The sequence below is a fragment of the Formivibrio sp. oc-25 genome, assembly GCF_055810895.1.
Map to the genome: position 1 here is coordinate 204226 of NZ_JBVVOL010000004.1, position 12826 is coordinate 217051.

The 12826-nt window shown below is 59.6% G+C and carries 9 protein-coding genes; 4 read left to right on the forward strand and 5 right to left on the reverse strand.

Annotation, left to right across the window (positions count from 1 at the left end):
• The first annotated feature begins 3 nt into the window (after positions 1-3).
• On the forward strand, positions 4-1020 hold the full coding sequence (locus AC0KVQ_RS04485) for a septal ring lytic transglycosylase RlpA family protein (RefSeq protein WP_473419930.1): 1017 nt from the start codon (positions 4-6) through the stop codon (positions 1018-1020).
• Between the two features lie 21 nt (positions 1021-1041).
• On the opposite strand, the gene lplT is transcribed toward AC0KVQ_RS04485, so the two are convergent.
• A complete protein-coding gene (lplT, locus tag AC0KVQ_RS04490; protein ID WP_473419931.1) occupies positions 1042-2265 on the reverse strand; it encodes a lysophospholipid transporter LplT in 1224 nt (407 codons plus the stop codon).
• A 1-nt stretch (position 2266) separates the two neighbouring features.
• Entirely contained in the window at positions 2267-4429 is a 2163-nt protein-coding gene (gene aas / locus AC0KVQ_RS04495) for a bifunctional acyl-ACP--phospholipid O-acyltransferase/long-chain-fatty-acid--ACP ligase (protein ID WP_473419932.1), read from the reverse strand.
• A 180-nt stretch (positions 4430-4609) separates the two neighbouring features.
• On the opposite strand from aas, the gene AC0KVQ_RS04500 reads away from it, so the two are divergent.
• On the forward strand, positions 4610-5161 hold the full coding sequence (locus tag AC0KVQ_RS04500; protein ID WP_473419933.1) for a TRAP transporter small permease subunit: 552 nt from the start codon (positions 4610-4612) through the stop codon (positions 5159-5161).
• Positions 5158-6555, forward strand: a complete 1398-nt coding sequence (locus tag AC0KVQ_RS04505; RefSeq protein ID WP_473419934.1) for a TRAP transporter large permease — start codon at positions 5158-5160, stop codon at positions 6553-6555. Before AC0KVQ_RS04500 ends, AC0KVQ_RS04505 begins: the two co-directional genes overlap by 4 nt.
• Positions 6556-6789: 234 nt before the next feature.
• Here the strand turns inward: AC0KVQ_RS04505 and AC0KVQ_RS04510 are convergent, their stop codons facing one another.
• Positions 6790-7872, reverse strand: coding sequence for a TRAP transporter substrate-binding protein (locus tag AC0KVQ_RS04510; protein ID WP_473419935.1), 1083 nt, complete (start codon positions 7870-7872; stop codon positions 6790-6792).
• 218 nt (positions 7873-8090) lie between these two features.
• On the opposite strand from AC0KVQ_RS04510, the gene AC0KVQ_RS04515 reads away from it, so the two are divergent.
• Positions 8091-10913, forward strand: a complete 2823-nt coding sequence (locus tag AC0KVQ_RS04515) for an EAL domain-containing protein (RefSeq protein ID WP_473419936.1) — start codon at positions 8091-8093, stop codon at positions 10911-10913.
• 26 nt (positions 10914-10939) lie between these two features.
• Here AC0KVQ_RS04515 and AC0KVQ_RS04520 read toward each other — a convergent pair whose 3' ends face one another.
• Entirely contained in the window at positions 10940-12094 is a 1155-nt protein-coding gene (locus AC0KVQ_RS04520) for a PQQ-dependent sugar dehydrogenase (protein ID WP_473419937.1), read from the reverse strand.
• 120 nt (positions 12095-12214) lie between these two features.
• Positions 12215-12673 (reverse strand): DMT family transporter, encoded by a 459-nt coding sequence (locus AC0KVQ_RS04525; RefSeq protein WP_473419938.1) that lies wholly within the window; start codon positions 12671-12673, stop codon positions 12215-12217.
• Positions 12674-12826: the final 153 nt, after the last annotated feature.

Here is a 12826-nt window from a genome sequence, read left to right on the forward strand (position 1 = left end):
CCCATGCAGATGGATCGCAGCACTGGGACAAGACTGGCCTGCCTGGCGGGTCTGCTTGCATTGGCAGGATGCAGTACCGCACCTCGCAGTCCATCGCCCTCTGTGTCCGTGCCGCCTGTAACGGCTGCACCGCAACCGGGCAAGCCTTCACCCTACGCCTGCAATTATTCCCCGCTGGTGCAATCGCGCGGCGGTTTCTACAAGGATGATGGCCCGCTGGAGTTGCCGGCCGGGCTGGATCAGGTGCTGGAACCCTTGCCACGGACCGAACCCCTGCACCGCTGGGCCAACAATCCCTATAGCGTATTGGGCCTGAGTTTTACCCCGATCACGCAAATCGGCGTACTGAAAGAGCAGGGCATTGCATCGTGGTATGGCCGCAAGTTTCATGGCCAGAAGACTTCCAGCGGCGAAGTCTATGATATGTTCCAGATGACAGCAGCGCACCCGACCCTACCGATCCCGAGCTACGCCCGGGTGACCAGCCTGAAAAACGGTCGCAGTGTGGTCGTACGCATCAATGACCGCGGCCCGTTCCTCAAGGGGCGTGTGATCGATCTTTCCTTTCTGGCCGCCTGCCGTCTCGATTACGCCATGCAGGGCAGTACTGAAGTGGAAGTGGTCAGCCTGCTGCCTGGTGCGCAGGAACCTGCTGCTGTCAGCGTTGCCGTCGCTGAACCTGCCAATGTAGAAGTGCAAACCCTCGCCCTGCCGGCTGCGGTGCAGGGAAATGCCCTGCCGCCTACCCAACCCGCAGCAGCCGTGGGCGAGACCATTGCGGCCGCGCCTGGCGGTTTCTTCCTGCAGTTTGGGGCGTTTGGGACGCGCAGCAATGCCGAGAATTTCCGCGCGCATCTGATGCGCGAGCTCGATGAAACACGCGCAGCCAGGTTGCTGATCGAGCCCGCGGGTGCCGTGTACCGAGTGCGTCTGGGGCCATTTGCCGATCGCGCACTGGCGCTGGCCGAGGCCGAACAGCTGCTTGGCCAGAGAAATCTGACTGCGGTCGTGGTGCGTTGACGCCGGGCTGGTCCCCTTGTTTCAGCTGCCCTGACGCGGCCGCAGCAGAAACAGCAGCGTCATCGCCACCAGCAGCAACAGGCCGAAACCGGCTACGGTCTGATTGGGGTTGAACAGCTTGCCGGCAATCCCGTACAGGCTGGCCATCACGAACATCAGCAGGTTTTCGCAGAAATTTTGTACGGCAATCGCATGTCCGGCTCCGACCGAATGGTGGCCGCGTTCCTGCAGGATGGCATTGAGCGGTACCACGAAAAAGCCACCTGCCGCACCCATGACCACCAACACGGCAGCGGCACTGATGAAATCGCCCATGCCGGCCAGTGCCAGCACTGGCATGCCCAGAATCAGCCCGCCCAGCAGGGCGCGCCCGACCGTTTGCAGCGATACCAGCTTTGCCGCCAGCACGGCGCCGATGACGATGCCGATCGATACTGCGCCCATCAGGTTGGCGGGTGTCTGGGCATCGTGCTGGCCGAGTGCGAACGGCACCCAGGCAAACAGCAGCAGGCGCAGCGTAGCCCCGCTGCCCCAGAACAGGCTGGTACCCAGCAGGGACAACCTTGCCCATGGATCGCGGAACAGTGTGGTCAATGCCTGCAGGAAATCGCGCATCAGCCGGGCCGGATGCAGATGCTCAAGCGGATGCTCTGGCGGCAGTTTGGGTATCAGCAGTGTAAGCAGCGTTGCTGCGGTGTAACAGGCGGCAATCACCCATAGCGCGGTATTCAGGGAATGATCGGCCAGCCAGCCGCCTGCCAGCACACCGAGCAGGATGGCGACGATGGTCGAGCCTTCCATGGCGCCGTTGGCCTTGACCAGCAGTGCCGGTCCGCACAGTTGGGTCAGGATGCCATACTTGGCGGGCGAGTAGATGGCCGCGCCGACGCCGGCCAGTGCATAGGCCAGCAGCGGCAGCCAGGCGGGCGGGGCAGCCAGCAGCAACGTGCCAGTCATCGCCAGTCCGGCAACGACCTTGATGCTATTGGCGATCAGCATGACCCGGCCTTTGGGCAGGCTGTCGGCAAACGGGCCGAGCACAGCCGCCAGCACGATATAAGGCAGCACAAAGCTTGCCTGCAGCCAGGGCACCCACTCGTCCGTCCCGCTCAGTTTTTTGACCAGCAGGATGGCGGCAATCAGCAGGGCATTGTCGGCCAAGGCAGACAGGAACTGCGCGGCCAGCACCGCCAGCAAGGCGGGCGTGAACAGACGGTCTTCGCGTTCCTTGATCACGGGCTGCATGTCAGGCCTCTCCAGTCGTGGCTGCCGGTTGGCTTGCCCAGCTTTTGAGCGTGACGTAATCGACCTTGCCCGAACCCAGCAATGGCAGAGCCGGCACCACGCGGATATCGCGCGGCACGGCCAGCATCGGCAACTTGTGCTGGCGGGCGGTTTCCTGCAGGCGTTCGAGCGTCAGGTTTTTGCCCGTCGTGAACAGGATCAGTGCTTCGCCCTTCATTTCATCGATGCGGCTGCTGGCGGCATGCTGGCCGCTGGCATCGGTGAGCTGGGCCAGTTTTTCCACCACTTCCAGCGAAATCATCTCGCCCGCGATCTTGGCAAAGCGCTTGAGCCGGCCCTTGATCGTGATGAAGCCGTCTTCGCCGATCGTCACGATATCGCCCGTGCAGTACCAGCCCTCGCCACGCGCCGAGAGCGTGCGCTCCAGCACACCGGGGCGCTCGACACGCAGATAGCCCAGCATGACGTTGGGGCCGCGCACGTGCAGGATGCCGCCTTCGGCGACACCGGAAACCGGCTCCAGCCAGTAATCGATGCCCGGCATGAACTGGCCGACCGTGCCGCTGCGATAGGCCATGGGCGTATTGACTGCCAGTACCGGCGCCGTTTCGGTCGTGCCGTAGCCTTCCAGGATGCGGATGCCGAATTTCTCGAACCAGAGTTCGCGTACTGCCGGCGACAGTCGCTCGGCCCCGGCCACGACATAGTGCAGGCGGTAAAAATCGTAAGGGTGCGCGTGCTTGGCATAATTGCCCAGGAACGTGCTGGTGCCGAACAGGATGGTGCAATCGCGATCGTAGGCCACTTCGGGAATCACACGGTAATGCAGCGGCGAGGGGTAGAGAAACAGCCGTGTGCCGGTCAGCAGCGGCAACAGTCCACCGGCCGTCAGGCCAAAAGAGTGGAACAGCGGCAGCGCGCTCAGGAATTTGTCGCTTGCCGTAAATGCGATCACCGAGCGGATCTGCGCCAGATTCGACAGCAGGTTGTGATGGCTGAGCACGACACCCTTGGGTGTGCCTTCCGAACCGGAGGTGAACAGGGTTACCGCTTCATCCTGCGGGTCGGCTTGCGGCAGCATCCATCGCGGGGCCAGCAGCGCCGCCAGCAGCCACAACTTGTCCAAGGGGGTGAACTGGCTGCGCAAGTCCTCCAGATAGACCACGCGCCTGGTCGCACCCAGTCCGGCGATGGCATCCTGCAGATGGGCCGCTTCTGCGAAGGCGCGCGAGGTGATGACCACGCGCACTTCGGCGGCAATGCAGGCCGATTCCATGCCGGACAGGCCGGCGGTGTAGTTGAGCATGGCCGGCACGCGGCGCACAGCGGTAATCCCGAGTATCAATGCCAGCGTGGGCACGACATTGGGCAGCAGCAAGCCGATGCGCGCGCCTTCTGGCGCCAGGCGTGAGCTGAGCCGGCCCAGCGCCAGCACCATTTTCAGGATCTCGCCGTAGGAATGCTCGACCCGGCGCATGTCCTCGGCCAGGCGATAGCTGCGTCCCCACACGGCAATGGCGTCGAGCAGGGCTTCAAACAGCGTGCCGATCGGGCAGGAAGCGAACAGCATGTGCTGCATGATCTTGCGCAAGGCTTCGCCGGCCTGGTGGCGCCGCTCATGCGCCGTGCCATGATGCGCAACCTCGATTTTTTCCAGCGGCATCACGATCAGTCGCACCTTGGGCAGGAAGTGGCGCGGATACTGGCTGCCCATGCGGCTGAAATAGCTGAGTCGCGGGCCTTCCAGCCGGATCGGCAGGATGGCGGCGCCGGTATGCGCCGCGATGAAGGCCGGACCGTCGTAGACCTTCATGAGCGAACCGGTGACCGTGATACGCCCTTCCGGAAAGATCACTACCGGTCGCCCGCTTTCGACCACCTTCACCACATGCTTGATGGCCATCGGGCTGATCGGGTCGACCGCAAGGTAATCGACAAACTTCAGCAGATGCCGGAAAAAACCATGCTCGGCCACCCAGGTGTGAACCACGAACACGGGCCTGCCCGGCAGGAACAGGGCCAGCAGCATGCCATCCAGAAATGATTCGTGATTGGCAACGATCAGGAGCCGTTCCGGCAGTTTGGCGGGCCAGTCGCCGCGCACCTCAACCCGGAACAGGATTTTCAGCGCAAGGCGAGCAATCGACATCAACAGCATTTTCATGGTCCGTGGGTTCCGCTTCGAATATCCGAGGCATTCTATGTGCAGCGCACATCCCTTACAAACAAGATCTGCTTGCCGGCCGGAATTGGCGTGGGTATTGCCACTGCGTCAATAGGGTGTTTCCGGTATCATTCGGCACTCAAAATAATTATTGAATCTGACATGACAAAGGGGGGTAACGTGCGAGCACTTTTGGCATTTGCCAGGGGCGTCGACCGGTTGAGTGGCTGGATCGGGCATCTGATTTACTGGCTGATTCTGGCGCTGGTGCTGATCAGCAGCAGCAATGCAGTGGTGCGCAAGACGCTGGATATCAGCTCCAATGCATTTCTGGAAATCCAGTGGTATCTGTTCTCCGCCGTTTTCCTGCTGGGTGCCGGTTATACCCTGTCCCGCAACGCTCATGTGCGGGTCGACGTGCTGTCTGCACGCCTTTCCGAACGCGCACGTGCCTGGATCGATATCTTTGGCACGCTGATCTTTCTGCTGCCGATGACCGGCCTGGTGCTGTACATGGCATGGCCGTTTTTCATGACGTCCTGGCTCGAGGGCGAAATGTCATCCGATGCCGGTGGCCTGGTGCGCTGGCCGGTAAAACTGCTGCTGCCGATCGGATTCGCCTTGCTGTTGCTGCAGGGGCTGGCCGAAATCTGCAAACGCATGGCCTTTCTCAATGGCCTGATCAGTGATCCGTTTGATCATGACGTGGTCGCCGCGGAGGATCAGCCATGATGATCGAACTGATGGCGCCGCTCATGTTCTGCGGTCTGGTCCTGTTCCTGTTGCTTGGCTATCCGGTGGCATTTGCGCTCGGCGCCAATGGCTTGATGTTCGGCATGATCGGTATCGGCATGGATCTGCTCAAGCCAGAATTGCTGCAGGCCTTGCCTGAGCGCATCTTCGGCATCATGCGTAACGATATGCTGCTGGCGATTCCGTTCTTTACCTTCATGGGCATTTTGCTGGAAAAGAGCGGCATGGCCGAAGACCTGCTCGATACCATCGGTCAATTGTTCGGCAAGGTGCGCGGTGGCATTGCCTACGCCGTGATTCTGGTGGGCGCCTTGCTGGCGGCCACGACCGGGGTCGTCGCGGCTTCCGTGATCGCCATGGGTCTGATCTCGCTGCCGATCATGCTGCGCTACGGTTATTCCAAATCGCTGGCGTGCGGCACGATTTGCGCGGCCGGTACACTCGCCCAGATCATTCCGCCCTCGCTGGTGCTGATCGTGATGGGCGACGTGATCGGTGTGCCGATCAGCGACATGTACAAGGGTGCGTTGTTGCCCTCGGCCATGCTGGTAGCTTTGTTCGTGCTTGCGATCTTTCTGGTCAGCATTGTCAAACCTTCGGCTGTGCCGGCAATCCCGGAGGAGGCCCGGCGCGAGCACGGCACGGCGTTGTACCTGCATGCACTCAAGACATTGGTGCCGCCGCTTGCGCTGATTTTCCTGGTGCTGGGGACGATTTTCCTTGGCATCGCCACGCCGACCGAAGGCGGTGCCATGGGGGCGACTGGTGCGCTGGTGCTGGCATTTCTGCGCCGTCGGCTGGATCGGCACCTGCTGAAGCAGGCGCTGGATGATACGACTCGACTGACTACGTTTGTGGTGTTCGTACTGATCGGGTCGACGATCTTTGCGCTGGTATTCCGTGCGGTGGATGGCGATCTGTGGGTGGAGGGACTGTTCAAGCTGGTGCCCGGTGGCGTGTGGGGCTACCTGCTGGTGGTGAATCTGCTGGTATTCATTCTCGGCTGCTTCATCGATTTCTTTGAGATCGTCTATATCCTGATCCCGCTGCTGGTGCCGGTGGCACACAAGCTGGGAATCGACATGGTCTGGTTCGGTGTCATGGTGTCGATGACCATGCAGACTTCCTTCCTGACGCCGCCATTCGGCTTTTCGCTGTTCTATCTGCGCAGCGTGGCACCGGAATCGGTCACGACCCGCGATATCTACCGGGGAATTGTGCCTTTCATCATCCTGCAAATAGTGATGGTTGCCGTCTTGATGCTGTTCCCGCAGGTGGTGCTGCACGATGATGCAGCATTGGCGGGTCAGGCGGGTTCCGAGGCGGGCATGAAGTCGGAAGATGTTTCCAATCTGCTTGATCAGATTGAATAAGGGCAACCAGCCGGGTTAAAACCCGACCCCAAGGAATCATATTCAACTTAAGTGATTTTGGCCGTTTACCCTCTCCCCAACCCTCTCCCGCACGCGGTAGAGGGAGCACGATCGGTGATTTGGCCAATACTCCCCTCGCTCGCTTGCGGGAGAGGGGTTGGGGGAGAGGGCTAATCGATGCGTAAGTGAGCGGCATCAGCCCTTGGGGCCGGGCTTCAAACGGTGCAACAAGCATTAACGGCCGATAGTTGCTTCCTGCATGGCCGATTCAGCCAGACGGAACCAGCTGTTTTCCTGATCGCGGAATTTCTTCCATTCCACATAGATGCGCTTGAATTTCGGATTTTTGGCCGCTTCTTCCTCGTACATGGCGAACGCGGCCTTTTGTGCGGCATCCATCACATCCTTCGGATAGCGTTTTACCTTCACCCCCTGCTTCAGGATTTTCGCCAGCGCTTCCGGGCTCTTGGCATCGTAATCGGCCTGCATGGTTACGTTGGCTTCCGCGGCGGCGACTTCAATCGCAGTCTGATAGGACTTGGGCAGTTTGTTCCATTCGTTATGGTTTACGTAGATCGACAGCATGGCCGACGGCTCCCAGAAACCGGGGTAGTAATAAAACTTGGCCACTTTGGAGAAGCCGAGCTTTTCATCATCATACGGGCCGACCCACTCGGTTGCATCAATGGTGCCTTTTTCCAGCGCCGGATAGATATCGGCACCGGCGAGTGATTGCGGCACGGCACCCAGCTTGGCCATGATCTCGCCGCCCATGCCCGGAATGCGCAGCTTCTTGCCCTTCAGGTCAGCCAGCGACTTGATTTCCATGCGGTACCAGCCACCCATCTGGGTGCCGGTATTACCGGCCGGGAAATTGATGATGTTGTAATCCTTGAAGAATTCACGCATCAGCTTCAAGCCGCCACCACTGTAGAGCCAGGCATTCTGCTGGCGTGCGGTCAGGCCGAACGGCATGGCGGTATCAAAGGCAAAGGCCTTGTTCTTGCCGGTATAGTAGTAGCTGGCAGTCTGGCCGATTTCCACTGTATTGTTCTGCACGGCATCGAGTACCTGCAGGCCGGGAACGATTTCGCCGGCTGCGAATACCCGGATCTGGAATTTGCCATCGGTAAGATCGGATACGCGCTTGGTAAAGTTTTCCGCGCTGCCGTACAGGATGTCCAGATTCTTGGGGAAGCTCGAAGCCAGGCGCCATTTGATGGTGGGGGTTTCGTTGGCCAGGGCCGATGTGGCGAACAGACAGGTGGTCAGCGCAAACATGCTGGCGTGATTTTTCAGCAAGGCAAGGCGGGTCATGCGAGTTCCTTTGGGCTGGTTGTAAAGAAAGTGACGAAGTTATTACGCATACGCCAGGAAAAAGCAAGCTTGTTGTTGTCGACAAACACGTCGGATTGGCCGGAAGGTTTGCGCGGCCGGCGGCTTAAGGCACAATGCAGCGCGGTAGCAGCTATAAAGACTGGGTAATCATGAACCCGGCACTATAAAACTTGTCCCGGATTGGGAAGCCAACATCCATGCTGAGAATGCCGTTTTTGCAGTCGCTGCGTACGCGCCTGATCGTGGCCAGTATCCTGGTACAGAGTGCGGTGCTGGTTGCGCTGCTGTTCAATACCACGCGTATCTGGAACGACATGGCATTGCGTTCCACCGAAATACGCATCACCGAACTCTCGCGTTTGCTCAGCGCTGCATTTGCCGCGCCGCTGCTGAACGGCGACTGGGCACGCGCGGCGGATCTGCTCGACAGCATCCGAACTCCCGCAGGCATTGATTACCTGGTATTGCAGGAGCCCGGCGGGCGCATCATTGCCGCGCGCGGTTGGGATATTGCCCGGCCCTTGCCCGAACCGGATGATCTTGAAGGCAGCCATCGCATTGGTTCCCTGATCAACACCATTGCCCCGGTCACGCTCGGGGGCGATGTGCTGGCTACCCTGCATTTCGGTGTCTCGACCGATATCATGCACGCGGGCATCAGCAGGCTGATCTGGCAGAATTCGCTGACCTTGCTGCTTGGCCTGGGCGTGTCGGTATTGCTGATGCTGATCGTCGGTATCTGGTTGACGCGGCACCTGTATCGCCTGATCGAGTCAGCCGAGCGTACGCTGGCCGGGGACTATGAAGAACTGCCGGTGCCGGCCAGTTCGGATGAAGTGGCGCGTCTTGCCGAGCGTTTCAACGAGATGGTGCGCTCGATCAAGGAGCGGGTGCAGGCTTTGTCGCGCAGTGAAGAGAAGTTTCACATCATTGCCGATTACTCCTACGGAGCCGAGCTTTGGCTGAATCCGGAAGGACGACTGGTGTGGGTCAATGCCTCGATCACGCGACTGACCGGATATTCCGTCAATGAGTGCATGTTGCTGACTGATTTCCCGCTGGTACTGGCGATGGCGGAAGACCGTGATCGTCTGGCCGAAGCGATTGAAACAGCTCTGACGCACCGCACCAGCACGCAGGATTTCGAGTTTCGCGCCCAGCGCCGCGATGGTTCGGCATTCTGGGCCGCTGCTGCCTGGCAACCACTGTTCGACAAGCACGGCAACTATCTGGGCTTGCGTGCCAGCCTGCGCGACAACTCGGAATTGAAAGATGATCGCCTGGCCCTGCGCAAGGCTGTGGTGGAATTGCGCCAGATGCAGGCGCTCGGACAAAGCTACCTCACCCGCGCCGAATCCGAGCGGGCACGTCTGACTGCGCTGTTGAATGCCATGAAATTCGGTGTGCTGTTTGTCGACAGTGAAAATCGCGTGGTCTTCCATAACCCGGCTTTCTGCGATCTGTGGGGAATCTCGCGCGCATTGTCGCTGGCCGGACGTCCGGTTGGACAGGTGTTGCAGCAGGCGGACAACCGGCCGGAGCGTACCCAGGCAATCATTCCGCGCATGGAAGAAACCGCCATGCTGGAAGGTCGCTCCGATTACGGCGAGATCGTGATGAGCGACAGTCGCATCATCAATCAGTACTGCTACGGCGTGACCGATGCGCAGGGTGCCGTCAACGGACACATGTGGATCTATGAAGACGTGACGCAGCAGCGCCAACTGGCCGAACACATGATCAGTCTGGCCGAGCGCGATGCCCTGACCGGTCTTTATAACCGGCACCGGTTCCAGCAGGAGCTGGAGCGCATGGTGTCGGATTGCAGCCGGCGCCAGAACACCATGGCGCTGTTGTTCTTCGATCTGGATGAATTCAAGCATGTGAACGATACATTCGGGCATGGCGTGGGGGATTTGCTGCTGCAGTCGATTGCACGTGAAGTCGGCAAGCAGGTGCGCCGCCATGAAGTGCTGGCGCGCCTGGGGGGGGACGAATTTTCCGTACTGGTGCCCGATTGCAATGAGTTCGAGGTCAGCCGGCTGGCCGAGCGTATTGTGGCCACGATTGGCGCGATCGAATTCGAGACCAATGGCCAGGTCTTGCATCCTTCCACCAGCGTGGGTGTGGCCATTTATCCCCTGCACGCCACCAATGCCCAGGAACTGGTGGCGCATGCCGATTCGGCCATGTACCAGGCCAAGGCGGCTGGCAAATCCACCTGGCGTGTCTATCGGCCGGATTCCGACCTTTCACGCGAAACGCTCACCCGCCTGTCCTGGAAGGATCGTATTGTCGAAGCGCTGGCCTGTGATGGCTTCGAGCTGCACTTCCAGGGCATCTATCACACGCATGATCGCAGCCTGGCTCATCTTGAAGCACTTATCCGCATGAAGGACCCGCACAATGGATCAGGGGTGATCATGCCGGGCCAGTTCATTTCGCATGCCGAAACCACGGGCAAGATCATCGATATCGATCGCTGGGTGTTGCGAAACGTGATCGAACTCTTGGGCCGGCGCAGCGACATTCCATCGATTGCGCTGAATATTTCCGGCCGCTCGTTTGACGAGCCGGATCTGCCGGACTATATCAGCCGCCTGCTGGCGACCCATCGCGTGGCGCCCGAGCGCCTGCTGGTCGAGTTGACCGAAACCGCGGCGGTATCGGACATGCGCGATGCCCAGCGCTTTATCGATGCCTTGCGCGCAACCGGCTGCACCGTCTGCCTGGACGATTTCGGAACCGGTTTTGCCTCGTTTGCCTATCTGAAACAACTGAAGGCCGATGTACTGAAAATCGATGGACTTTTCATTCGCGACCTGCCCACCGATCACGACAGTCAGGTGTTCGTGCGCGGCATGGTGGCGATGGCGCGCGACATGGGCAAGGTGACGATTGCCGAGTTCGTGGAAAACCAGCAGATCTTCGACATGCTGGTGGAAATCGGCATCGATCAGGTTCAGGGGTATTACCTCGACAAACCGATGCGTGACCATCCCAGCTTGCAACTTAATTAGGTCGGGTTTCAACCCGACATGATGCTTTATCTCTCAGCCGCGCTGACCCGCAAAATCTCCCCGTCGCGCTCATCGGTCAGCAGGTAGAGCCAGCCATCCGGCCCGACCCGCACATCGCGCAGGCGTTTGCCGATGTTGGTCAGCAATTTTTCATGGCCAGTAATGCGATTGCCGTCCAGCGTCAGACGTACCAGCATCTGGTCCTTCAGCGCTGTTACAAACAGGCTGCCCTGCCATTGCGGGATGCGTTGCCCGGTATAAAAGGTCATATTGCCGGGTGCGATGCTCGGATCCCAATAGCAGGCCGGTTGCTCAATGCCGGATTTGCTGCTGCCTTCGCCGATCTTGCCACCGCCGTAGTGTCGACCGTAGCTGATGATCGGCCAGCCATAATTCTTGCCGGCTCGCGCGATGTTGATTTCGTCGCCACCCATGGCACCATGCTCGCTGACCCACAATTGCCCGGTCTGCGGATGCAGCGCTGCGCCTTGCGGGTTGCGGTGACCCAGACTCCAGATTTGCGGCAGCACGCCAGAAGTTTTGGCGAAGGGATTGTCAGGTGGAATGTTGCCATCACTGCGGATGCGTACGACCTTGCCCAGATGCGCGGCGCCATCTTGTGCCGGGTCGAATTTCTGACGTTCGCCCAAGGTAACAAACAGCAGGCTATCCCGGCCAAACACCAGACGGGAACCGTAATGGCCGTTGCCGCTAGTCTTGGGCGATTGCCGGAAAATCACCGTACCATCGTGCAGGGAGAGGTTGGCCAGATCGAGTCTGGCGCGAAATACGGCCGTACCGGAGGTATTGCCAGAGCCCGATTCGGCATAACTCAGGTAGATGCGCTGGTTGGCGGCGAAATCCGGATCAAGCGCGATATCGAGCAAACCGCCCTGGTCTTGGGCGTGTACTGCAGGGACGCCTCCAAACGGTTTGGATACGCTACCGTTGCTATCGGCCAGTCGCAACTGCCCGCTGCGCTCGGTAACCAGCATCCTGCCGTCGGGCAGGAATGCGAGTCCCCACGGATTGTTCAGCCCCTTCACCACGCTGCGTGCCTGCAGCACCGGCGAAGGTGTGGCAACCACCATGGCATCGCAGCGCATGCTGGTCGATTCGTCGGCCCAAATAACAGTGCTGCTCAATGCCAGAAATAGCGTGGAACATAAAAACGGCTTCATGGCGAAGGCTCCCAGGGGGTATGCACGTCAGACCTGGTGCTTGGGTTGCAGTTCCAAAAGCAATCTGCAGGATTGAAATCCGGTTTGTCGCAGGTCCGATTGAAACCCTGTTCACCTATATCAACGCAAACGATCGCCAAAATTGACCAGCAATACCCCGGCTACGACCATGGCTGCACCGATCATGCGTGGCATGGACAACTCGCGCATCGGCAAGCCCAGCCAGCCAAAACGGTCGAACAGCAGCGAAGCCAGAATTTGGCCGCAGATGATCAGTGCCAGCATCACAACCACACCCAGGCGCGGTGCAAGCAGCGTGGTGCCGAACACGAATAGGGCGCCCATCATTCCCCCGGTCAGATGCCACCAGTTCACCTGCGACAAACCGGCCAGATCACTCCATTTTTGTTGGGTCAGCAAGGCGGCCAGCGCCAGGGCGAAGGTGCCCACTGCAAAGGAAACCAATGCCGCGAGCGTGGTGCTGCCGCCGATCAACGCTTTCAGCTGGTTATTGATTGCAGATTGCAACGGCACGACCAAGCCGATGGTCAGGGCCAGCAGAAGATAGAACGGATACATGCAGATTCTCCCGAATGAAAAACGGCACGGTTTGCCCGTGCCGCCTGGATGTTTTACCGGAGCAATTCACAATTATGCCTTGTGATACACCTCGGCCCCCTTCTGCACGAACTCGATCGACTTGGCTTCCATGCCTTTCTTGAGCGCATCTTC